This window comes from Fundicoccus sp. Sow4_F4 (assembly GCF_052116145.1).
Taxonomy (GTDB): Bacteria; Bacillota; Bacilli; order Lactobacillales; family Aerococcaceae; genus Fundicoccus.
Genome location: NZ_JBQKLQ010000012.1, coordinates 1 through 25,090 on the forward strand (window position 1 = coordinate 1; position 25,090 = coordinate 25,090).

The following is a 25,090-nucleotide window of genomic DNA, read 5'->3' on the forward strand; positions in this document are numbered from 1 at the left end:
ATCAGCCGTAGCCAATAAACTCTTACACATCTTGGTGTTTATCTTTGTTTAGTTTTCAATGAGCTTTGTGTCAGTTGCGAATGTTTTGTTTCGCTGTGACAACTTTTATATTGTATCACGTTTCGATTAGGCTTGTCAACCACATTTCAAAAGATTATTTAAATTCTTTTTCTGTGACTGGATGGCTGTGAAGCGCATCGCCTTAACGGAACTTTTATATAATACCATGATTCTCTGTCGCTTGTCAACCACTTAATTAAATTTCTTTTAAGTTATTTACAGAAAGGTTTTGTTCTTGTAAAGACTTCTTTACGTTTTGTACGACCTCTTAACGACAAGAACTAATATACCATGGTTTCAAACATTCTGTCAACAACTTTTTCAAATTTCTTTGAAATATTATGACACTTCTATTTCTTGTTTTATCGACAGTTTTAAAAGCCTTTTAAATCAACAATACTACTCTCAAACATGGATGCTGAATTAATGGATTATTCTACTACCGATTCAGTTCTAAGTTAGTTTTGAATTTAATTATTTCTCTTTAACTTTACGAATTCAGATTTTCATTTTAAACATGGCAATAAAATTTATAGATCCGTTCAATTTTATTTAATTTAGTGATTTTTATTTACCAAAGAAAGAGTTTCGCATTTATACTATAAACCTTTGGGTCTTTTAATTACCTGCCTCAATGATAAAGTTTATTCTTTTATCTAATACTATGGTTTTAATATCCATTTAATATAACTTTACTCCTTTGTATTTTCTTATTCTTTTTTTTTAAGAATTCTTTATTAGTTACTAGCTATACACACATCAATAGACATTTATTTCTATCATGCGTTTACTTTATTATTAATACCGTCAGTCATTCATGATCATTAAAATTATATCCAAGTTATCAAGTCTTACTTTCACACAAGGCACGTTAACACGTTTGTAGTCCAAAGTAATATTTACACATCTACAAAGAGCTGTTACTAAATTCTTGTGACAGAGTTATTCCTTTTTTTAGCAGAGCGTTTACATCATCTCTTCTATAGAAAGAACAATTAACTGCTTCTACAGAACACTCTCTTAAACTCAAACTGCTTATTTTTGATTGAGTTTTCATAAATGACTTAGAATAGAGGCGCCATTCCATTTTGAGCTATTCTTGAAGCATTTATACGCTCATCTCTTTAGGTCTAGTTCTCTTTCAGTGGCAGCAGTTATCATTTAACCCCTTTTCCAAGTGTTACACCACTGCCTAAGCCATATTAATCATTTACACCTGTAGATTCTTCTATAAATAGCAAAAAAACGCCCCAAAAGGGGCGTTATATTTGTAGAGTATATTGGATTAAGCGTTGATTTTTGAAACAACACCAGCACCAACAGTACGTCCACCTTCACGGATTGAGAATTTAGTTCCATCTTCAATCGCGATTGGGTGAATTAATTCTACTGTCATTGCTACGTTATCACCAGGCATAACCATTTCAGTTCCTTCTGGTAATTCTACAACACCTGTAACGTCTGTTGTACGGAAGTAGAATTGAGGACGGTAGTTAGTAAAGAATGGAGTATGACGTCCACCCTCTTCTTTTGATAATACATAAACTTCAGCTTCGAATTTAGTATGAGGTGTGATTGTACCAGGTTTAGCTAATACTTGACCACGTTGGATTTGATCACGTGTAACACCACGTAATAATGCACCAATGTTGTCTCCAGCTTCAGCGTAGTCTAATAACTTACGGAACATTTCTACACCTGTAACAATTGTTTTGCTAGTAGCTTCAGCGATACCAACGATATCAACTTCGTCACCAACTTTAACTTGTCCACGCTCAACACGTCCTGTAGCTACAGTTCCACGACCTGTAATTGAGAATACGTCCTCAATTGGCATCATGAATGGCTTGTCAGTTTGACGTTCTGGTTCTGGAATGTAAGTATCTACAGCTTCCATTAATTCTAAAATTTTAGCTTCGTATTCTTCTACGCCTTCTAAAGCTTTTAGAGCTGAACCAGCGATTACTGGAATGTCGTCACCAGGATAGTCGTATTCTGTTAATAAGTCACGAACTTCCATTTCAACTAATTCTAATAATTCTTCGTCGTCAACCATATCTACTTTGTTTAAGAACACTACGAAGTAAGGAACACCTACTTGACGTGATAATAAGATATGCTCACGAGTTTGTGGCATTGGACCATCAGCTGATGATACTACTAAGATCGCGCCGTCCATTTGAGCAGCACCTGTGATCATGTTTTTAACGTAGTCCGCGTGACCTGGACAGTCCACGTGTGCGTAGTGACGGTTAGCTGTTTCATATTCGATATGAGAAGTGTTGATCGTGATTCCACGCTCTTTCTCTTCTGGTGCGTTATCGATTTCTGCATATGATTGTGCCGCTTGGCCACCAAAGCCTTGTTTAGCTAATACAGTTGCGATTGCAGCTGATAAAGTTGTTTTACCGTGGTCAACGTGTCCTAAAGTACCAATGTTAACGTGCGGTTTTGAACGGTCAAATTTTTCTTTTCCCATTTTAGTTATATCCTCCTAAGATTTAAATTCTTCTGTTATAGATTTAAAAGTAAACCTATCAAATTAATTATACCGAGTTACTAAACTAATTTCAATCCTTAGCTTACCAACTCGGTAAAAGTGAAGCTTGTGCTTTTAGCTTGATGCTAAAAATTAAGCGTCTGTTTTACCACCGTATTGTTTGATGATATCTTCAGCGATTGATTTTGGCACATCTTCATAGTGATCAAATTGCATTGAGAAAGTTCCGCGTCCTTGAGTAGATGAACGCAATGTTGTTGCGTATCCAAACATTTCTGATAACGGAATTAATGACTTAACAATTTGTGCGTTACCACGTGCTTGCGTACCTTCGATACGTCCACGACGTGAGCTAACGTGTCCCATAACATCTCCTAAATATTCTTCAGGAACTGTTACTTCTACAGCCATCATTGGCTCTAAGATAGTTGGGTTAGCTTTTTTAGCAGCGTTACGTAAAGCTAGTGATGCAGCAACCTTGAAGGCTGTCTCAGATGAATCGACATCGTGATATGATCCATCAAACAATCTAGCTTTAATGTCTACTAATGGGAATCCAGCTAATACACCATTTGCTAAAGAGTCTTTTAGACCTGCTTCAACTGCTGGGATGTATTCACGAGGAACCACACCACCGACAATAGCGTTTTCGAATTCGAAGCCTTTTCCTTCTTCGTTTGGTGAGAACTCAATCCAAACGTGTCCGTATTGACCTTTACCACCAGATTGACGAACGAATTTACCTTCAGCTTCAGTTGACGCACGGAATGTTTCACGGTATGAAACTTGTGGTGCACCTACAGTAGCAGAAACTTTAAATTCACGTTTTAAACGGTCAACGATGATATCTAAGTGTAATTCACCCATACCAGCGATGATTGTTTGTCCAGTTTCGTGATCAGTTGATGCACGGAAAGTTGGATCTTCTTCTGCAAGTTTTTGTAATGCAATACCCATTTTATCTTGGTCAGCTTTTGAATCTGGTTCAATAGCGACTTCAATAACTGGTTCTGGGAATTCCATTGACTCTAAGATTACAGAATCTTTTTCGTCACATAAAGTATCACCAGTTGTCGTGTTTTTCAAACCTACAGCTGCAGCGATATCACCAGAGAATACTTCTGGAATCTCTTTACGAGAGTTCGCATGCATTTGTAAGATACGTCCAACACGTTCACGGTTATCTTTAGTTGCGTTTTTAATGTATGATCCAGCTTTTAAAGTACCAGAATATACACGGAAGAACGTTAAACGTCCTACGAATGGGTCAGTCATCACTTTAAATGCTAAAGCCGAGAACGGCTCGTTATCATCAGCGTGACGTTCGATTGCTTCACCAGTAGATGCATCGATACCTTTAATAGATTCGATATCAGTAGGTGCTGGTAAGTAATCGACAACTCCGTTTAATAGAAGTTGAACACCTTTGTTTTTGAATGAAGATCCACAGAATACTGGGAACATTTCTACAGCTAAAGTCGCTTTACGGATTCCAGCAGTCAGTGTTTCAGCATCTACTTCTTCACCTTCAAGGTAAGCCATCATAATGTCTTCATCAGTATCCGCTACTGCTTCAACTAATTTCATACGCCATTCTTCAGCTAACTCTTGCATGTCTTCAGGGATTGAAATTTCTTCAATATCTGTCCCTTCGTCATTGTTATATTTGTAAGCTTTCATTTCAACTAAGTCAATGATACCGTTGAATTGATCTTCAGCACCGATTGGTAATTGAACTGGGTGAGCATTTGCTTGTAAACGTTCGTGTAATGTACCAACTGAGTACAAGAAGTTCGCACCGACTTTATCCATCTTGTTAATGAAAACAATACGAGGTACACCATAAGTAGTTGCTTGACGCCAAACTGTTTCAGTTTGTGGTTCAACACCAGACTGAGCGTCAAGTAATGTTACCGCACCGTCAAGTACACGTAATGAACGTTCTACTTCTACAGTAAAGTCCACGTGACCTGGTGTATCGATGATGTTTACGCGGTGGTTATCCCATTCTGCAGTTGTTGCTGCTGATGTGATTGTAATCCCACGTTCTTGTTCTTGTTCCATCCAGTCCATTTGTGACGCACCTTCGTGAGTTTCACCAATTTTATGGATACGACCTGTATAATATAAGATACGTTCTGTTGTCGTTGTCTTACCAGCGTCGATATGGGCCATGATACCGATATTACGAGTTTTCTCAAGAGAAAATTCTCTTTTTGCCATCTATGTTTCCCCTCTTTCATATAGTGAATAGATGTTTAGCAACGATATATGTCAGCTGGTCAAACCAACTGACATAACCATTATAAATCTTACCAACGGTAATGAGCAAATGCTTTGTTAGCTTCTGCCATTTTATGCATATCTTCACGTTTCTTAACAGATGCTCCAGTGTTGTTAGCAGCATCCATAATTTCGCGAGCTAAACGAGTTTCCATTGTTTTTTCTCCACGAAGACGTGAGTAGCTTACTAACCAACGAGTAGCTAGTGTAGTACGACGCTCTGGACGAACTTCAACAGGAACTTGGTAGTTAGAACCCCCTACACGGCGAGCTTTAACTTCTAATAGTGGCATAATGTTTTCAATTGCTTGTTCAAAGACTTCAATTGGTTCGTTACCAGTTTGTTCTTTGATAATGTCAAATGCTGAATATAAAATCGTAGCAGCTTTACCACGTTTACCATCAACCATTAAACGGTTAATTGTACGTGTTACTAACTTCGAATTGTAAAGTGGATCTGGCAAAACTTCACGTTTTGTTACGGGACCTTTACGAGGCATTCAAATTCCTCCTTTCATGTTTATAATAGAATTATTTATTTTATATAATATATTGAACCTGAGCTTAAGCTTTAGGTTTCTTAGTACCGTATTTAGAACGGCTTTGTTTACGTTCGTTAACTCCAGCTGTATCTAAAGCACCACGTACGATATGGTAACGTACCCCTGGTAAGTCTTTCACACGTCCACCACGAATTAAAACAACACTATGTTCTTGTAGGTTGTGTCCAATTCCTGGGATATATGCAGTTACTTCCATTAAGTTCGATAAACGAACACGTGCATATTTACGTAAAGCAGAGTTAGGTTTTTTAGGTGTCATAGTTCCCACACGAGTACATACCCCACGTTTTTGTGGAGACATTGTGTTTGTTTGGGCTCTCTTGAAGCTGTTATAACCTTTGTTTAAAGCTGGTGAATTCGATTTAGTCAATTTTGACTTACGCGGTTTGTTCACTAGTTGGTTAATAGTAGGCATTAAATGTCCTCCTCCCTTGTATTCAATCTTAGTCCACACATCCAAGTGTGTCATTTTTGTATAAAATCCAACCGCGATGCATAAGCATCACGATTCTGGGTGAGTCTATAGCAGTCAGCACGACTGTGAAACAGGAATCTGTCAATAAAAAACACCTTAGTCATAATAGCACGCACTTTTGCTAACGTCAACCTTTGATAATGCATTTTATGAATTCTAATTAAATTATCATTTATCCCCATAAAATTAAAGGAGATAGCTACAAAACATCGCCATCTCCTCAGTATTATTTGTTTGCGTCTTATGCGTCCGCGTTGATATGATCAAATTTTTCTGGTTCTTCTTCAAATTTTTTCACAACGTAAGAACAGCTCGCTTTAATTTTCTTGCCTTGTGCTTCCATCTCTTCGACTAAGCGATCTAATAACTTACCTGCAGCTCCTTGGCCGCGTAAAGCTGGAGACACAAAAGTGTGATCAGCAACAACTACCTTTGGATCATCTGTTAAACTAAATGTTATTTCAGCTAACTTTTCACCATTCGCGTCACGATGGACAAACGCATTGTTTTCTCTAATTAATTCCACGTTATCTCCTCCTTATAATACATACGACACTTCATAAAGAGTATAACATAGATGATATCTATTCAAAAAAAATATGATTGAACGCACTTATTCTAGTGATTACGCATTGTTGGGAATAATAAAACATCACGAATTGATTGAGAGTCTGTTAACAACATAACCAATCGGTCAATTCCAATACCTAGTCCACCTGTTGGCGGCAATCCATATTCTAAAGCCTCAATAAAGTCTTCGTCTAATGGATGTGCTTCATCGTTTCCTGCATCTTTTTCACTTAACTGCGCTTCGAAACGTTCACGTTGATCAATCGGATCTGTCAACTCTGTAAATGCGTTCGCATACTCATGACCTACAATAAATAATTCGAATCGGTCAGTAAAGCGAGGGTCTTGGTCATTTTTACGTGCTAATGGAGAAATTTCAACTGGATGTCCATAAACAAACGTTGGTTGAACAATTGAATCTTCACATTTTTCTTCAAAGAAATTATTAATCACATGACCTACAGTGTTATCGTGAGGATTTAAGTAAACACCATGGTCTTTGGCTAATGCTTTAGCTATTTCAAAGTCCATTTCTGGCCAGAAATCTACACCAGTTTCTTCTTTAATAATGTCTACCATGTGAACACGACGCCATGGAGAACCTAAATCCACAACTTTATCAGCATAATTAACTTGACTTGTGCCTAATGCTCTTTCAGCTACAGTACGGATCATTTCTTCAATTAAATCCATAACGTCTGTATACACCGAGTAAGCAGTATAGGCTTCTAACATCGTAAATTCTGGGTTATGCGTTGTATCAATCCCTTCATTACGGAAGACACGGCCAATTTCATAAACTTTTTCCATGCCACCTACTACTAATCGTTTTAAGTGTAGCTCTAAAGCGATTCGCATATAAAGCTCCATATCTAGAGCATTATGATGGGTAATGAAAGGACGAGCAGATGCGCCACCTGCTAAGTTATGCAAAGTAGGGGTTTCTACTTCTAAATACCCTTTATCATCTAAAAACTTACGGATTTCACGGATGATTTTCGAACGATTGACAAAACGATCAAAACTTTCACCGTTACTGATCAAATCTAAGTAACGTTGACGGTAACGTTGCTCAACATTCGTTAGACCATGATATTTATCCGGTAATGGGCGCAATGCTTTGGTCAATGGTTTGAAGTCACTTGCCCAAATTGAAAGTTCTCCAGTATTTGTTTTGAACAATTTACCTGTCATTCCAACGATATCGCCTAAGTCAGCGGTTGTCCACCAACTATATTGTTCTTCGCCAATGCCATCTTTACGAACATACAGTTGAATACGGCCCTTCATATCTTGAATGTGAGCAAAGCCGGCTTTGCCTTTACCTCGTTTTGATACGATACGTCCCGCTACCGAAACGATAATTGGCTCTGCCGCTTCTAACTCCGCCTTATCCATCGAGTCATACTCAGCAAGCAAATCAGCTGACAAATGGCTTTTTTCAAAGCCAATGTCGAATGGGTTTATATTGGCCTCAGCCATCGCTTGCATCTTCTCGCGACGCACGATCAACTGATCATTTAGTTCTTGTTCAGTTTCATGTTGATGATTATCTGTCATCCATTTCACTCCTCACTTAATCTTTACACATTGCATATTTTAACTGAAAACATCATAAAAGTCATTGAAAGAAAGAATTTATCTCCAGACTTCAATTGTTTACTCTATCTACCTTAAAATTAGTCAGCGATCTCTTTATCCACTAAGATCGCTTCTAGATCTTCTTCAGAAAATTGATAATGGTTATTACAATAGTGACATACCGTTTCAGCACCATGATCCTCGATAATCATCTCTTCAATTTCCTTACGGCCAATTAACTTTAATCCTTCAGTAAAACGTTCTTTACTACATGAACATAAAAATTTAACATCTTGGTAGGCAAGTATTTCTGAATTATTCTCTCCTACTAGGAGATCTAATAATGATTCAATGCTTTCGGCTTCTTCTAATTTATCAGAAAAACGCCCAAGTGATCCGATACGCTCTTCAATAGCAGTAATCGTTTCTTCTGTTGCACCTGGCATTACTTGAATCATAAAACCGCCTGCTGCAGCTACCGATTCATCGGGATTTACTAACACACTTAAACCAATCGCTGATGGCGTTTGCTCAGAGACTGCCATATAGTAGGTAAAATCTTCTGCTAACTCACCACTAATTAAAGGCACTTGTCCTGAAAAGGGTTCGCTATCGCCGATGTATTTACGAACAATCAATGAACCTGGCAAGCCAACAGCAGCAGCTACGTCTAGTTTACCTTGATCATTTAATTCTAAAGCAACTTCTGGATTGGTTACATAACCACGAACATGACCATACGCATCACCATCTGTCACAACGCGACCAACCGGCCCTTCCCCAATAATTTCAACACTTAAACGATCTGTCCCTTTTAAGTTTGCTGATAGTAACGCAGTCGCCGCTAATGTACGACCTAAGACAGCCGTTGCTGTATGCCAAGTTTGATGTCTTTCGCGTGCTTCGTTCACTGTTTTAGTTGCATCTAATACAAATACTCTTACTTGACCATCATAGGCTAATGCTTTTAATAATTGATCTGTCATTTTATATACTCTCCTTTAACATTCCAAAGTCTTATATATCTTACTCAAAAACTCCTTTGATTGAAAGACTACAGTCTCAATCAAGGATATATTTAGCAAAATAAAATCGAACAACATCTAAGCAAATTACTCAGCTTGGATGTAGTTCGATTTAAAATATCTTATGCTTGTGAATCAGAATCGCTTTCAGTCAATCCTTCTGACTCTTCACGTTTGGCTAGCTCTTCATCCGTTGATTTCTCTAATGCTTCTTCAAAAGTATCAGCTTTTTCAACTGGTTCATCAACTTTTTCTACGTCAGTCGGCATTTGGCCTGTTTCAAATAAAGCTTTGATTTGGCGTTTGTCCAACGTTTCGATTTCTAATAATTTTTCAGCAATGATTTCTAGCTGGTCACGATGTTGATTGATAATGTCATGTGCTTCTGTATGAGCTTTCTCAATGATTTTACGAACTTCCTTATCAATTTCATAAGCAACCTGTTCTGAATAAGCTGGACGTTGTCCATAATCACGTCCAATAAACACCTTGCCGTTACCTTCGTATTGGATTGGCCCAAGTAAGTCAGACATTCCATATTCAGTTACCATGCTACGTGCAATTTGAGTTGCTTGTTGGAAGTCATTACTTGCCCCAGTAGACTGAGAACCAAAGACTATTTCTTCCGCCACTCGCCCACCAAGTAAACCAACGATTTGCTCGTATAGCTCTACTTTAGTGACGATAAAACTATCTTCTCTAGGAAGCATAATCGCATAACCACCGGCACGACCACGAGGAACGATTGTCACTTTATGGACGATTCGAGCATCACTCAAGACCATTCCTACTACTGTATGACCAGCCTCATGGAAAGCAATCGTACGACGCTGCTTAACAGAGATAACCGAGTCCCTTTTAGCAGGTCCTGCTATCACACGGTCATGCGCTTCATCAACGTCCTCAGCCGTAATAAATTTACGATCAAAACGAGCAGCAATCAATGCAGACTCATTTAATAAGTTTTCTAAGTCAGCACCAGAAAAGCCTGGTGTTTGTTGAGCAATGACTTTCAAGTCCACATCTGGCCCAAATTTCTTATTACGTGCATGTACATGCAAGATAGCTTCACGGCCTTTAACATCTGGATTACCGACTAAAATTTGACGGTCAAATCGACCTGGTCTTAATAAGGCCGGATCTAAGACATCTGAACGGTTCGTTGCTGCAATGACAATAACACCTTCATTACCTTCGAAACCATCCATTTCAACTAGTAACTGGTTTAACGTTTGCTCACGTTCATCGTGACCTCCGCCCATTCCAGCTCCACGTTGGCGACCTACTGCATCAATCTCATCGATAAAGATAATAGCTGGTGCACTTTTCTTGGCATTTTCAAATAAATCACGCACACGACTTGCACCGACCCCGACGAACATTTCAACGAACTCAGAACCTGAGATACTATAAAATGGTACACCGGCTTCCCCAGCAACAGCTTTTGCAAGTAATGTTTTACCAGTTCCTGGAGGTCCCTCTAGGAGAACACCTGCTGGAATTCTAGCTCCGAGTGCTGTAAAGCGTTTCGGGTCTTTTAAGAATTCAACCACTTCAACTAATTCTTGCTTCTCTTCTTCAGCTCCAGCCACGTCTTCAAAGCGGACTTTAACTTTTTGTTTCGAAACATCTTTTGATTTCGATTTACCAAAGTTCATCACACCTTTACCACCGCCGCCACCACCTTGCTGCATCATTGAATACATCAAGAAGAAAGCTGGTATCATTAAAATTAAGAAAGGTAAGAAACTCAACCACAAGCCTGTGCTTGATTCTGGAACAGTATCCATTTTAGTTTCAGTTTGTAGCGCTAATTGGGTCACGCGCTCAAGTGTCGCATCATTGCCTAATACTTCAGTTTCAAAACGACGTTCTGTATCTGAACTTTGGAAAATTTGCACTAAATTCTCTTCTTCTTCATTCACCGTTGTTGATGAATCATACGTCCCTTTAATATGATAGACTCCCGAACCAATTTGAACTTCAAATTCATTGAAGGCCCCTTGTTCTAACTCTGTCATAAATTCAGATGATGATATTTCTTTAGTTTGATTATTTAAACCGAAATCTCCTGAAATCATTTGGAAAATTCCTGCAATTGCAAGAAATGCAAGTATATAGAAGAGCGTTCCTCTGAATACATTGCGATTACGATTCGGATTTGGATTTTGCATTAGATATATCTCCTCCTTATCTGTGTATTATATATCTTATTAATCATACCATAATTTGAATAATTTTTGCTACTCTTCTGGTTCAGTATAAATCTCTGGTTTTAATACACCAATGTAAGGTAAATTACGGTATTTTTGTTTATAGTCTAAGCCGTACCCAACAACGAATGCATTAGGTACTTCTATTCCAACGAAATCTGGCACTAAATCTGGAATGATTCGGCGTTCTGGTTTATCTAATAAAGTAACAACTTTAACCGATTTCGCTTTACGATAACGTAATAATTCAACTAAATAGTTTAATGTACGTCCTGTATCGATGATATCTTCCACGATTAAAAAGTCGCGTCCTTCAACACGCGTATCCAAGTCTTTGACAATTTTTACTTCTCCTGAAGAAACAAACCCTTCTCCATAACTGGACACGTCCATAAAGTCGATTTCCAAATAGCAGTCCATTTCACGAATGATATCCGCCATAAACAATGCTGCTCCACGCAGTATTCCAACGACAACAACTTCTTTATCTTGGTACTCTTGTGTTAATTGTTGTCCCAGTCTTTTGATAGCTACTTGTAGCTCCTCTTCTGAAACAAGAACTTCTTCAATGTCATTTTCTAGCATTCAGCTTCTCCTTTAAATCAACCTAGTAGTGTTGTAACAAGTTGCATTGTAACATATTAATCCTTTATTTTCTTACTTTTCTGCATAAAAAGATATGTGTAATTGTATCAGTTTGCTGAGGTTGATACAATCCAGAATACTTTAATGGAATCAACCAAACGATTTGATGGTCTTTTGTACATAATAGCCACATCGCATCTCGTTGATTAGCGGGTATTTTGTTATCAATCATCACGCGTGAAATTTTCTTATGAAAAGAAGGTTGTCCATTCTGAATAACAAGCATCTCATCCCCATCTTGACGATGTCTTAAGTAGAAGTTCGATACATCTGTTCCGGTTAAATCTAGGGCCAATATATGCTCTGCTTCGTTTTTCATACGCATCGTGACTTGATCTGCCTCAAAAACAGCTAATTCCTCATCTTCCGACAAACGATACCACTTATTGACTTCTTCAAGCTGAATTTCACTCTTTTTAGGTATTGAAGCAATAAAATCATGTGGTTGGATATGCACAAAATCGTATTGGCGAATAGCAAGCCAACCTGCACCCAACATAACTTCTGCATTAGGTTCTGTCTCATTCATAAGCAATTGATAAACCTGATCCAACATCGCCTTATTATAGTTGGGCACATCTTCTACTAAGCGTTCTTCAAAGAAAACCGATAAATAAGTTTTCAATTTATATGAGCTGAGGGCCCGAAGTGCCGGTACATATAATATCCAATGACCTTGTTCCGTCCTCATGAGTAACTCTGGCTCTATGGCTAAGTAATCATGAAAATGTGTTAAATAACTTGCTTGATACTGCTCTTGCAAGGCTAACATATTATTAAGAAATCTCGGGTTTTCATTTTCAAACAGCGGCACGATTTGATGTCTAATGCGATTACGTAAAAACTTATGACTATCATTTGTCGCATCTTCAATAAATTCAACTTGCTGCTCCTGCGCATAGTCGTATAATTCTTGTTTCGGTATAGAAATCAACGGTCTCATAATATTGGTTAGAACAGCATGTCGGTGTTGATCCGTTAGAATCCGTCGATAATTTGCTGGTATCCCTCGACTGCCCTTGATCGATGTGCCTCTTAAGAGTCGCATCAAAAATGTTTCGACCGTATCATTTAAATGATGAGCCGTCATCAAGGCGTCAGCTTCACTTCCTTTTAATACATCGGCAAAAAACTGATAACGCGCATCCCTTGCTGCAGCTTCCACGTTTGCGTCTGCCGGATGATCCCAAGTACCTACAAAGTAAGTAAAACCATGTTGTTCTGCATACTGCTTAACCAAAGCTTGCTCAGTTGCATGAATCTCCGGTGAGCGCAGTTGATGATTAAAGTGAGCAACGATAATTTCTTTCGTTCTATATTCTTGGAGCTTAACTAACTCACTCATAATATGCAGTAAAACCATGGAGTCTACACCGCCAGAGACGGCTAGAACAATTTTCCGTGAGGTTCCCCATTCGGACCATGACTCAAGTTGTTGTTTGACCTGTCTAAGTAAAGCCTCCATCATAAATTCTCCTAAACTAACTATTTAATAGGCATATTATACCGTTTAATCCGCTCTTAATGCTATAGCGGCATCTTTTTTTGCAGCCATTCTTGCCGGAATGTGTCCACCCAGAACTGTTAAGAGTGTTGAACTCACAATTAATAGAAGTCCGTGAACCGGATCAAGACGTGCAACGTCTTTCAAGCCAGAGAAGTTTTCTAATAGCATATTGATTGGAATCGTTGCCAGATAAGCAATTGAAACACCTAATACACCAGAGGCAATCCCAAGAATAAAGGTTTCCGCATCAAACACTCGTGTAATATCCTTTTTACGCGCCCCTAAAGCTTTCAAGACACCAATTTCTTTCGTACGTTCTAATACGGAGGTATAGGTAATGATACCAATCATAATCATACTCGTTACAAGCGAAATACCTGCAAAGGCTACGAGTACATACGTTGTTGCATCCATTAAACCACCTGTTAATTCCGTCATCGTTCCAGCTAAATCAGAGTAAATAATTCTATCTTCGGTTGACTTACCTTCGTTATAAGCGTCTAAGTAGGTAATGATTTCATCTTTGGTTTCATAGTTTTTTGGATAAATTTGCACACTTGTTGGAATCGCATTACCACCAAGAACGCTCAATAACATTTCACGGCTATGGCCATCTATTGTTTCACCACTTAGACTATTAACGTCACTTGCTTCTTGGGCGACAACAATTGCGGATTGACGATTTTGGTCAATAAATTCTGCTAATAAATCTTCTGAGTAAGCAATTCCTGGCGCAAGAATCGCCATTTTTGCATCGGCTTTCGCTCTGACAATCCCATTGATCCTTAACTCTTGATTATCACTTGCTTTATAGATAGTCGCTAAGTCTTGATTTGGAATAAAGTGACCCGTTGGTAATTCAGTATAAAAATCATCATTATTGACTAAAGTCACTGTCGTGCCGAGGAGTTCTTCAAAATCTAATTCCTCTTCTGGATCGATAGACAAGCCAAGATTACGTAATGCATTGTAGTTCGTTTGGTTGTTACTATCTACTACCAATACAACATCGTGCGCAGTCGTTGGAAACTCTCCTGCCAACAAATCATAATTATCAACTAACACGGGACTGTTGCCTTCAACATCAGTTGGAATAACGGGTGTTGAAACACCTAACAAAGATGTCATGTCGGCTGCATTCGGTAAGCCTGTTTCTGTTTGAGGGGCATTCGAAAAGACTACTGATTGAACCTCACCGTCTACCTCACGAAGAAGATTTAATTTAAGGGGACGATTAAAGCCCACTGCTTGAATCAAGTTGGGATCAATCTCATTGATGTAATCTACATAAGCTTCATCAAGAGGATTAATGTGTTGAACTTGATCTTGAATATGTTCTTTAGCAATCAATAGTTGCGTATCAGGGTAATCACCATCTGTCGTTCCTAATGGACTTTCAACATTCGTCGGTTGAGTAGAGGCCACTCGTGACATTGAAATTGGAAAAGCTGATACTGTTTCTGCTTGAGTGGAGTCGATTTGATGTTGAAAACCTGTTGATAAGGACAGAACAATCGCAATACTTATGATACCAATACTTGAAGCGAAGGCTGTTAAGAATGTTCGGCCTTTTTTCGTTCGGAGGTTATTAAATGATAAATTTAAAGCCGTCAAGAAACTCATTTGAGTTTTCTTTAATTGAAAACGATTATCTTTATCTGCTTCTTCATATGGTTTCGAGTCCGTGATTACTTTACCATCTGACAAGCGCACGATTCGACTGGCATATTCACGAGCCAATTCCGGATTATGCGTCACCATAATGACAAGTTTTTCTTCAGATAGTTCTTTGATTAAGTCCATAATTTGGACACTGGTCTCAGTATCCAAGGCTCCAGTCGGCTCATCACATAATAAGATGTCCGGGTCGTTAGCTAACGCTCGTGCGATGGCCACTCGTTGCATTTGTCCCCCTGATAATTGATTGGGTTTTTTATTCAAATGATCCTTCAAACCAACACGTTCGAGTGCATCGACTGCCCTTTGATGTTTTTCATCCTTTGAGACACCACTTAAGGTCATGCCCAATTTCACATTGTCTAAGATCCCTAAGTGACTGATTAAATTGTAGCTTTGGAAAACAAAGCCAATAGAGTTATTTCGATAAGCATCCCATTCAGAATCTTTAAAAGCTTTTGTTGATTGACCATTAATGACAAGGTCTCCGCTATCATAATTGTCTAGTCCACCGATGACATTTAATAAGGTTGTTTTACCAGAGCCACTTGTTCCTAAAATTGCTACAAATTCTTTTTGACGAAACCCGATTGTTACATCGTCTAAGGCTTTAGTGACTGTTTCACCTACTGTATAATATTTTTTTACGTTTTTTAATTCTAACATGTTGCACCTCTTCATTTTACGTTCGATTTATTTCAGATTCCACTACAAAATACACAGTGTGATTTCCGTTCATATTCTGTGAATATAATTTACCTGTTTTAGTGTATAGTATATATATTAAGTCACTGTGAACAAATGGTTTTTTATTAACAATCAATTCATAATCGCTTGCTAATATAAACCAAACAAGGAGGAGTCAGTATGAATAAAATTCTTATCATCGAAGATAATGACAATTTAGCTCGCATTTATAAATCAATGCTCACCAAAAATTATTTCGATGTCTTCATTACATCAGATGGACAGCAAGCCCTAGATTTACTCGAAAGAATCCATGTCGATTTAATCATTAGCGATGTGATGATGCCTAATATGGACGGTTTTGAGTTTGCAGCCTTGATGCGCGATACTGGATTTGACGTTCCTATTCTGATGATTACTGCGCGTGATTCACTGGACGATAAGAAACGTGGCTTCAAAATTGGCGTTGACGATTACATGGTCAAGCCGATCGACCTTGATGAAATGGTCTTAAGAGTGGAGGCTCTGCTACGTCGGGCAAAGATTGCACACACCAAACAATTGAAAGTAAAGCAGACGACGCTCGACCAGATGAGTTACACGATTGCTTATCTCGATCAACAGTTAACGCTACCTCAAAAAGAATTCCAATTATTATATAAACTGCTTTCCTACCCAGACAAAATATTTACACGCCAACAATTGATGGATGAAATTTGGGGCTTAGATTCCGATACCGACGAGAGAACCATCGATGTACACATCAAACGTTTACGTGATCGTTTCGACAATAATACTGATTTCGAAATCGTGACCGTTCGCGGTCTTGGCTATAAAGCGGTCGTGAGCTAATGAAAAACATAGTCTATGGTAAAATGCGCTTCCACTTTGCAATTATAACATGCATTGCAACTTTTATTTCTTTGACGATTTTTACCACTGTATTGTTTGTATTGAATAGTTATTTTCAGTGGAATTTAGCCTTAAGTGGTCGTTTTTATATTCTAGTTTTCTTAATTATTATGAGTGGCATGATTTCGGCTTTGATCACGACTTATGTTGGGCTCCAAATTATTCAACCTATCGAAACCTTGCGTGATAATATGACGAAAGTTTCTGGGGGTAATTTTTCAATTCAGTTAGACACACAACACAAGATTGATGAAGTGAGTCAGCTATTCAATGATTTTAATTTAATGGTTCATGAACTCGACGGGATTAATGCTTTACAAAACGATTTTGTCTCTACCGTCTCCCACGAATTTAAAACACCTTTAGCTGCCATTCAAGGTTATGCTCAGCTTTTACAAGATCCTGACTTAGACCCTGATACACAAAAAGATTTAACGTCTCGTCTAATTGCTGCTACTCAACAATTAACACAGTTAACGGATAATATTCTGAAACTAACCAAAATTGAGCATCAAGGAATCAGTATTGAGCGCAAACCGATTCGTTTAGACGAACAAATCCGACAGGCGATTCTTTATTTGCAACCCCGTTGGGAAGAAAAAGGGATTACATTCAATATCATGCTAGAACGCTTAAGTTTTATCGGTAATGAAGAGTTGCTTCAACAAGTGTGGACCAATATTATCGATAATGCGATTAAGTATAATCGCACTAATGGAGAAATTACTATATCACAGCAGCCCTCTCCAGACGGTCGTGTGCAAATTTTCATTGCAGATACAGGTGTTGGGATGTCGAACGATACACTCAATAAAGCGTTCGATAAATTTTACCAAGCCGATAGTAGCCGCTTAAACTCTGGTAATGGATTAGGCTTATCATTGGTTAAACAAATTCTTCATTTGCATAAGGCTGAGATTCACTATACGAGTCAACTAGGTGAAGGGACAACCGCTAGAATTACCTTACCTGCTGATAAGTAAAGGAACTTTTACTGATGACATTTTTTTGATCTCCACCCCACTTTTGATGGGATGGAGATTTTTTTAGGTGATGATGCCTTTCAGGCGGGAATCACCCCCTTGGTTCTAGCAGGAAATTCTAGCGGCACTTTACCTATCCCATTGAAACTCTCCTAACATATAAACAAGCGCTAACCTGTGGTACTCCATTTGCTTCGTCTGGTTAACGATAAAATTAGAGGACTTAGCGCATTGAATAAAGCCTGTAATTCCTTACGGTTTTATTACTTTGAGTGAACGTTTTATTTTTAACAGGTCGACTAGACCCGCGAGTTAAACACTAAAATATACAAGCTAGATATGGGGGGATTAAAGCGATTATCTTCCTATATTTAGACGCGCTTCCAAATAAGCACCTTAAACTTAGAAGCCCTTATAAGACAAAAAAAGTGCCAAAGAGACAAATCACACAGTCTCTTTGACACGATAAAATTAACCACTCAGTAAATCCACGTTCCATTACTCACTTGTCGTAAAATAATTTTCTAAGCCTTTAGTAATCGATTTCGCGATACTCTTTTGATACTCATGACTAAAAATCACTTCTACATCATAATAATTACTAATATAACCGAGCTCCAATAGGATACTCGGTCGAGTATTCTCACGCAGAACATGATAATTCCCAAACATTATACCGAGATTTTCTAATTCTTGGTTATCCAATTCTTGATTCACAGCTTCCGCTAGAGTCTTGTCTGTTTGATGATAATAATAAGTGCTTGTACCAGACCAATAAGAATCTTCTGAACCATCAATATGTAAGCTAATAAATAAATCGACTTCATTCACATTACTGGCTTCAGTTCGTTCGATCAATTCCACATAATGATCTTCGTCACGTGTCATTAAAACGGTAGCCCCTTTAGCTTCCAATTGTTTCTTTATTTCCAAGGCTAATTCCAAAGTAGCCACCTTCTCCTCAGCCATACTATCCCAACTGAGTGCTCCCGTATCTACACCACCATGTCCTGGATCCAACATAATTGACGCTTTAGACAACTGTGAGATAATGGGGCCTTCAAGTCTCCCTACAGAAAATGTGTTCACAGCCACTCGATCGGAATCTACATAACCACGTTCACCCTCTGAACTTTCAATCAAATAGAAATCATCATCTTTGTGCTTTGCTAGCTCACCAACTAAGGAGAACACCTCACCAGGCATGGCACGATAAAGAACTTGGGAATAAGTTGACTCTTCTTCATATAATGGCTCATTAGCAAATTGGATGGTCACTTCTGGTTCAACCTCTAAACGTGCAGCAGCAATCGCTTCCGGATCATACGCACGCAACTTTTCAAACCTGTATGCTTCATTATGAGCTAATGCTCTTTCTTCTGGCACTAAATTCACTAATCGTGTGGGAATATAACCTTTTGTTTCCAACTCAGTTGAATCTTCATCAGTTAGTTCTTCTGAAGTGAGCTGCACACTCAACCAACCTTCGGCCTCTTGACTAACCAATAAATAGCTTCCTGCCACAATTGTCGTAACTAAAGGGCCAGATTCCTCTCTTTCACCATAGACTGGTGTGTCAATTAGTAATTGAGCCGCAATAGCTTGATCATTTATTAGCGTCCTATTATCTAAAAACCAAATGGGTAACCAGCCCTCTTGTTGATTTTCAGTACGTACTCGCGCCCAACCATTCCGTTCTTCTAGCAGTCTTACTTTAGTACTGCTCGTCAATTCACCTATACTTTCAGCTAATGTATCCGGTGAGTTTCTTAAAACCACTTGTTCGCGTTCAATGGTCACCTGCTGTTTCGGCCAGTAACTAACAGCTACCACCAAAGCGAGCAAGACGACACAAACACCGATGACAATCGGTACGATTTTAAATTGAGGTTGTTTCCTTTTTTTTCTAAACATATTTATAATTCTCCCCACAAACAGAGTTCCCTGTGTGTATATTCTTCTCGCACCTCGAACGTTCCGTTCGCTTTAACTACCCAAACCAAAGTTCCTGAGCTTATAAACAACCACAAGCCCTCTCTATTTTCCATCATCAGTTTGACATTGTTCGGTGTCGCATCATTCACAACCATCCGATGAATAGTGGATGCCCCTAACTATTTATATATCTTACTATTTAATTCTCTTATCGCCAACTACATTCGACAAAATGACCGTACTATTAGATAAAATACCAAAACAAAATGCGCTTAAGCATGAGATTTTCTCAGGCACTAAGCGCATCGATTAAATATTCAAATTAATTAGCTACGACGACCGCCACGTCCGCCACGTTTTCCTTCCGTATTGCGTCTTAATGACGACAAACGATCTTCACTATCTTTCAGGAATCCACTCATTAGCGAGTCAAAATCTCCCTCTTTTTTAGGTGAGTTATTTTGATTTGGCGTGTATGATGAACGAGATGGAGCAGCACTGCTTTTATTGAATCTTGGTGCTTGATCAGATTGCGGTTGTTTATTATACTTACGATCATTCTCTTTATTAAAGGCAGGTTTTGGTCTACCAGTTGTTTCTGGTTTAGCTTGCTCGTTAGCTTGACGTAACGATAAACTAATTTTACCATCAGCTGCAATCGTTAATACCTTTACTTCGACTTCCTGACCTACAGTTAATACAGTGTTGATGTCTTTAATGTACGAATCTGAAATTTCACTAATATGAATTAACCCTGTTTTATTATCAGGCAATGAAACAAATGCTCCAAAATGTGTAATCCCAGTGACTTTACCCGCAACTTTTTGACCTACTTCAAATGACATAAAAAATATGTTCCTCCTAAAATATTATACGGTTGTCAAACCGTTACGCTGATTACCAGCATTAAAACCAAATTAAACTAACCAATCGACTGGCACTTATTTATTCAGAGCCATCATCATCTACAGCTGGATCAGTGACCGACTTATTCTGAAACAAGTCAGTATCCGCTTGCGAATCTGCATCGCCTAAATCAAAAATAATTTCTCCAGGTTTTGCATAATAATAATCGCGTCGTGCAATTTCAGCTAAATATTCAGGGTCTTGCAATCTCAAGTACTCTTGTTGAACTGCCCGATTCTGTTGAACTGTTTGGTTATGCGCCTGCTGAGTTTGTTCGAAATTTCGTGCAACCTCAGTCGAATGGGACATCGTACGAAGCAAAGGAATACCTGCAAGCGCTAAGGCTGCAGCTCCTATAAATGCTAGTGCGATTTTGCGTCCCTTTTTAGGAGGTGACGGTTTGCTTTCAATAGGTTCAGCCATGCCTCGAAATTGCGGCTCTTGCACGCGATTACTAGGTCTTGCTCGATCACTTCTAAGTTGCTGAAATTCGAGCACTTTCCGTTCTGGAGTCTTAGACTCAACACGATAATTCATCCCACCCCTCCTTTACACTTATCGAGTTTACCATTAATTCAGGTACATTTCCATGTTATTGGACAAAATACTAGCCAAACTTAAGTAAGTCTAACTGAAACATAATATTTCGATAAAGTACAGCATGTTTCTCATACGAAAAAAGAAACTACTCAAGTTGAGTAGCTTCCAGTGAATTAATCATAAGGTGTGAAAGTGTTCGTGTCTTGCACACGTTCTTCAGACACAATGTTATACATACGTGCTGCGTCTTCTTTTTTCGTTGTATCAAGGATACGTACGATGTCAGCTACTAAAGTGCGGTTACCATAACGAATCGTTAATTGATCGCCTTCTTTCACCGTTGAACTAGATTTAGCCGTGATACCATTAATATCAATTCGACCTTGATCAGCCACTTCTTTGGCAACGCTACGACGCTTGATTAAACGTGATACTTTCAAAAATTTATCTAATCTCATTAAACTTCCTCCTTCTCTTGAAATCCCTCTTCTGTTTGCGTTTCTGGCGCCACAATTTCACTCGTATTAACAGTGAACTTGCGAACCATATCCAACCACTGATAACTTGGTTTCCCTTGAACAAGTAAAGAAACTTTCAGCTGTGTCCCTTCCATGCCGATTTCAGCACGCAACTTAATATCCTGCAAGGCTTCAAACACATTTGGCCCTTTCAGAATATCACTCGCGATTGGATTAAAGAATAGATGCACCCATTGACCTTGTTGCTTAATTAGGTTGACTCCTGACAGCAGTCCATAATGCTTAATCAAGGCAATATCTAATAAGTCAGCAACTTCGCTAGGAAATTCGCCAAAACGGTCAATCAACTGATCTTGTAAATTACGGTATTCTTCTTCGGAATCGATTTGTTGAATCGATTTATAGACAGATATTTTCTGTAACTCATCAGGAATGTAAGTACTTGGGATATAAGCATCCAACCCAATGTCCCATTCCATTTGTTGCGAGCTAGATTTACTTACGGGTGCTTTCCCACGTTTAATATCGACCGCCTCTTTCAACATTTGCGAGTACATATCAAAACCAACTGAGTCGATAAAGCCAGACTGCTGTTTCCCTAAAAGATTACCAGCTCCTCGAATGGATAAGTCACGCATCGCGATTTTAAAACCAGAACCGAGTTCTGTAAATTCGCGAATCGCTTGGAGACGCTTCTCACTTACTTCACTTAGTTGCTTGAACGGTTCATACATTAAGTAAGCATAGGCGATTCGGTTAGTACGTCCCACTCGCCCTCTTAATTGATACAGTGTTGATAGCCCCATGTGATCGGCATTATCAATAAACATCGTATTGGCGTTAGGAATATCCACACCCGTTTCGATAATCGTCGTGGTCACCAAGACATCATACTCACCTTGAATAAAATCGACTAAGACTGTTTCCAATTCCACTTCAGACATTTGCCCATGCGCCACTGCCACTCGTGCCTCAGGCACAAGTTGACTAATTTCATCCGCTCGTTGGAAAATAGTCGCTACGCGGTTGTGCAAGTAAAATACTTGGCCGCCTCGGGCTAATTCTCTTTCGATACCAGACATTACTGCCCCTTCATTTCTTTCCATCACATACGTTTGGACAGGATAACGGTTGCTAGGAGGCGTTTCAATTAAGGAAAGATCTCGCACTCCAATCATCGACATGTGTAAGGTTCTTGGAATGGGTGTCGCCGTTAAAGTCAAGACATCCACTTCCGATTTCAGTTGCTTCAAACGTTCTTTATGCTTCACTCCGAAACGTTGTTCTTCGTCGACAATTAATAAGCCTAAATCTTGGAATTCAATATCTTTAGACAACACACGGTGCGTTCCAACCACAATATTAACGGCGCCGTTTTTTAGTCCTTCTAACGTTTCATTCTGTTTCGACCTGGTCACGAATCGGCTTAGTAAGCCAATTTCAACAGGATACTCTGCAAAACGTTCGATTAAGGAATTATAATGTTGCTGGGCAAGGATTGTCGTAGGAACTAGGAATGCCACTTGCTTACCGTCCATTACAGCTTTAAAAATTGCTCGCATCGCAACTTCTGTTTTACCGTAACCGACGTCTCCGACAAGTAAACGGTCCATCGGCCGACTTTTCTCCATGTCTTTTTTTATTTCCATTGTACTACGTAATTGATCATCTGTTTCGACATAAGAAAAGGCATTCTCAAAATCTGTTTGTTCAGGTGTATCCTTGCCGAAAGCATAACCGACTTCTTGTTCTCGCTTGGCATATAGAGCAATCAGTTCATCGGCAATGTCTTCAATTTTAGCAGCAACTTTTTGCTTCGTTTTCGCCCAGTCCGACCCACCCAATTTATGGACTTTGGGTGTTTTCGATTCAGAGGCGACGTACTTTTGAATCATGTCAATTTGATCAACCGGAATTAATACACGCGCATTATTCTGATATTCAATTGCTAGTAAATCTCGGTGAACACCATTGATTTCAATTGTATCTAAACCGGTATATTGACCAATCCCGTGATTAGCATGCACGACATAATCACCAATATTTAATTCACTATAACTTTTAATTCGTTCCGCGTTCGAAAGATGTTGTTTTTTTATTTTTCGTTTTTTAACTTGGTTAAAGAGTTCTTTTTCAGTTAATACCACCCACTTGGCTAAAGGGAGTTCAAAACCACTCGACAAGCTACCAATGACAATGTTCACGACTGCGCTTTGAACTTCATCACCGTGTTGTATGATACTTGGTCTAATATTATACTCTTCGAACAGCTCAAGTGTTTTATCGGCTTGTTTTTGACTGCTGACCAAGACTTGAATGGTAGCTTTTTGTTTAAACCAGTGGTCTACTTCCGTTTTAATCAAAGGCATTTGGTTAAAAAACGGATTCATACTACGGTATTGAAAAGAATGAACCGCCTCAAATGTTAAGTTGCCTAAACCTTTTTGCAAGGTGACAAAATGCACACGAGGCAATTGAGTATGCTTCAATAAGTCAAAGGCACTCAAGTGAACAGTCAGCTTAGGTGGTAATTGACCTTTACTAACTTCTTGTTCTAACCAATACATGTCGTCATTCGTTGATTGTATTTCTGTTTGATTTATTTTCCCAAAATCATTAATCACAATGAGACAATTGGGGTTCAAGTAATCGATAAGTGACGTTCCTTGAGGGTCATAAAATTCCAAGTATGCTGACGAAAACATCAATGCTTCACCAGAGTTAAGCATTTCAAGTTGCTGTTGCATGCCTCTTTGGATAATTGTCACTAGGGTGTCATCTTCGATTTTTTCAATTACTTTGGCCGTATGCTTTTCAATTGCCTGACTAATGCTTTGTTGTTCCGTGATGCTAAAGAGGATATCTTTTGCAGGAATCAGGTCAAAGCTTTCTAAGTTTCGAATGGAGGTTTGTGTTTCGGCATCGAAATAGCGAATGGAATCCAATTCAATGTCAAAGAAATCCAACCGAACGGGATAATCACTGTTCAGTGGATAAAAGTCAACAATGCTTCCACGCACGCTATATTCTCCTGGAGTTTGCACCATTGGTTGGCGTGTATAACCGAAGTAACTTAATTTTTGTTCTAAGGCCATACGTTCCATTTCATCGCCCAACTCAAGATGGGTCATTTCATAGCGCCATTTATCAACAGGCGTTAGGCGTTTACGGATGCCTGCAACGGGCGATAGAATAATACAATCCTCACCACGTGATAAGGTATTGAGGACTTCGACCCGACGTGCCATATTGTCCATTGAAGCGTAGGAATATTCCAAAGCCAGTGATTCTTCAGCTGGGAATTGTAGAATTTTCACGCCAGGCAATAACTGAACTAAATCATCATAAAGTTGCGTCAGTTGGATTACGCTCGGTTCAACAATTAGTAATTGTTGAGGGCGCTGATGGTATAGCTGAGCTATCATCACCGAACGAGCACTAGCATCAAGTCCTGTGACTAGATGAGGCAACCCTTTAAGAGAAGCACTATTTATTTGTTTAATGGCGGGTTGAAATGCTGGTGTAAATAACTTCGATAGCATAATTGAT

General features: G+C 38.8%; 18 protein-coding genes. 2 read left to right on the plus strand and 16 right to left on the minus strand.

Annotated elements, in window-relative coordinates; all coding sequences use genetic code 11:
• Positions 1 to 1,345 precede the first annotated feature (1,345 nt).
• The 11 genes from tuf to ACTQ5J_RS12920 all read right to left on the minus strand — a co-directional run bounded on the left by tuf (position 1,346) and on the right by ACTQ5J_RS12920 (position 15,765).
• Positions 1,346 to 2,539 carry an elongation factor Tu gene (gene tuf / locus ACTQ5J_RS12870; RefSeq protein ID WP_441753560.1) on the minus strand — a complete coding sequence of 398 codons (1,194 nt, stop codon included), beginning with the start codon at positions 2,537 to 2,539 and terminating at the stop codon, positions 1,346 to 1,348.
• Between the two features lie 153 nt (positions 2,540 to 2,692).
• Complete coding sequence (gene fusA, locus ACTQ5J_RS12875) at positions 2,693 to 4,783, minus strand: elongation factor G (protein ID WP_441753562.1); 2,091 nt, start codon at positions 4,781 to 4,783, stop codon at positions 2,693 to 2,695.
• A gap of 89 nt (positions 4,784 to 4,872) precedes the next feature.
• The gene (rpsG, locus tag ACTQ5J_RS12880; protein ID WP_441753563.1) at positions 4,873 to 5,343 is read right to left on the minus strand and encodes a 30S ribosomal protein S7; all 471 of its coding nucleotides are present in this window, start codon (positions 5,341 to 5,343) and stop codon (positions 4,873 to 4,875) included.
• Between the two features lie 64 nt (positions 5,344 to 5,407).
• On the minus strand, positions 5,408 to 5,821 hold the full coding sequence (gene rpsL, locus ACTQ5J_RS12885; RefSeq protein ID WP_441753565.1) for a 30S ribosomal protein S12: 414 nt from the start codon (positions 5,819 to 5,821) through the stop codon (positions 5,408 to 5,410).
• 301 nt (positions 5,822 to 6,122) lie between these two features.
• Positions 6,123 to 6,407: a GNAT family N-acetyltransferase gene (locus ACTQ5J_RS12890; protein ID WP_441753567.1), complete on the minus strand. Its 285-nt coding sequence runs from the start codon at positions 6,405 to 6,407 to the stop codon at positions 6,123 to 6,125.
• A 92-nt stretch (positions 6,408 to 6,499) separates the two neighbouring features.
• Positions 6,500 to 8,011: a lysine--tRNA ligase gene (lysS, locus tag ACTQ5J_RS12895; protein WP_441753569.1), complete on the minus strand. Its 1,512-nt coding sequence runs from the start codon at positions 8,009 to 8,011 to the stop codon at positions 6,500 to 6,502.
• Positions 8,012 to 8,130: 119 nt separating this feature from the next.
• On the minus strand, positions 8,131 to 9,018 hold the full coding sequence (hslO, locus tag ACTQ5J_RS12900; protein WP_441753571.1) for an Hsp33 family molecular chaperone HslO: 888 nt from the start codon (positions 9,016 to 9,018) through the stop codon (positions 8,131 to 8,133).
• A gap of 161 nt (positions 9,019 to 9,179) precedes the next feature.
• Positions 9,180 to 11,231, minus strand: a complete 2,052-nt coding sequence (ftsH, locus tag ACTQ5J_RS12905; protein WP_441753573.1) for an ATP-dependent zinc metalloprotease FtsH — start codon at positions 11,229 to 11,231, stop codon at positions 9,180 to 9,182.
• A gap of 69 nt (positions 11,232 to 11,300) precedes the next feature.
• Positions 11,301 to 11,855 (minus strand): hypoxanthine phosphoribosyltransferase, encoded by a 555-nt coding sequence (hpt, locus tag ACTQ5J_RS12910; protein ID WP_441753575.1) that lies wholly within the window; start codon positions 11,853 to 11,855, stop codon positions 11,301 to 11,303.
• 64 nt (positions 11,856 to 11,919) lie between these two features.
• Positions 11,920 to 13,380, minus strand: a complete 1,461-nt coding sequence (gene tilS, locus ACTQ5J_RS12915) for a tRNA lysidine(34) synthetase TilS (RefSeq protein ID WP_441753576.1) — start codon at positions 13,378 to 13,380, stop codon at positions 11,920 to 11,922.
• Positions 13,381 to 13,425: 45 nt separating this feature from the next.
• Complete coding sequence (locus ACTQ5J_RS12920) at positions 13,426 to 15,765, minus strand: ABC transporter ATP-binding protein/permease (protein WP_441753578.1); 2,340 nt, start codon at positions 15,763 to 15,765, stop codon at positions 13,426 to 13,428.
• 201 nt (positions 15,766 to 15,966) lie between these two features.
• On the opposite strand from ACTQ5J_RS12920, the gene ACTQ5J_RS12925 reads away from it, so the two are divergent.
• Positions 15,967 to 16,638: a response regulator transcription factor gene (locus ACTQ5J_RS12925; RefSeq protein WP_441753579.1), complete on the plus strand. Its 672-nt coding sequence runs from the start codon at positions 15,967 to 15,969 to the stop codon at positions 16,636 to 16,638.
• A complete protein-coding gene (locus ACTQ5J_RS12930; protein ID WP_441753580.1) occupies positions 16,638 to 17,681 on the plus strand; it encodes a sensor histidine kinase in 1,044 nt (347 codons plus the stop codon). The genes ACTQ5J_RS12925 and ACTQ5J_RS12930 overlap by 1 nt, the downstream gene beginning before the upstream one ends.
• Before the next feature lie 498 nt (positions 17,682 to 18,179).
• On the opposite strand, the gene ACTQ5J_RS12935 is transcribed toward ACTQ5J_RS12930, so the two are convergent.
• From ACTQ5J_RS12935 to mfd, 5 genes are all read right to left on the minus strand, one after another.
• The gene (locus ACTQ5J_RS12935; protein WP_441753581.1) at positions 18,180 to 19,595 is read right to left on the minus strand and encodes an N-acetylmuramoyl-L-alanine amidase; all 1,416 of its coding nucleotides are present in this window, start codon (positions 19,593 to 19,595) and stop codon (positions 18,180 to 18,182) included.
• A gap of 347 nt (positions 19,596 to 19,942) precedes the next feature.
• Positions 19,943 to 20,461, minus strand: a complete 519-nt coding sequence (locus ACTQ5J_RS12940) for a S1 domain-containing RNA-binding protein (protein ID WP_441753583.1) — start codon at positions 20,459 to 20,461, stop codon at positions 19,943 to 19,945.
• 100 nt (positions 20,462 to 20,561) lie between these two features.
• The gene (locus ACTQ5J_RS12945) at positions 20,562 to 21,059 is read right to left on the minus strand and encodes an FtsB family cell division protein (RefSeq protein ID WP_441753585.1); all 498 of its coding nucleotides are present in this window, start codon (positions 21,057 to 21,059) and stop codon (positions 20,562 to 20,564) included.
• A gap of 176 nt (positions 21,060 to 21,235) precedes the next feature.
• Entirely contained in the window at positions 21,236 to 21,520 is a 285-nt protein-coding gene (locus ACTQ5J_RS12950; RefSeq protein ID WP_441753587.1) for an RNA-binding S4 domain-containing protein, read from the minus strand.
• Positions 21,520 to 25,083: a transcription-repair coupling factor gene (gene mfd / locus ACTQ5J_RS12955; RefSeq protein WP_441753588.1), complete on the minus strand. Its 3,564-nt coding sequence runs from the start codon at positions 25,081 to 25,083 to the stop codon at positions 21,520 to 21,522. The genes ACTQ5J_RS12950 and mfd overlap by 1 nt, the downstream gene beginning before the upstream one ends.
• Between the last annotated feature and the right edge of the window lie 7 nt (positions 25,084 to 25,090).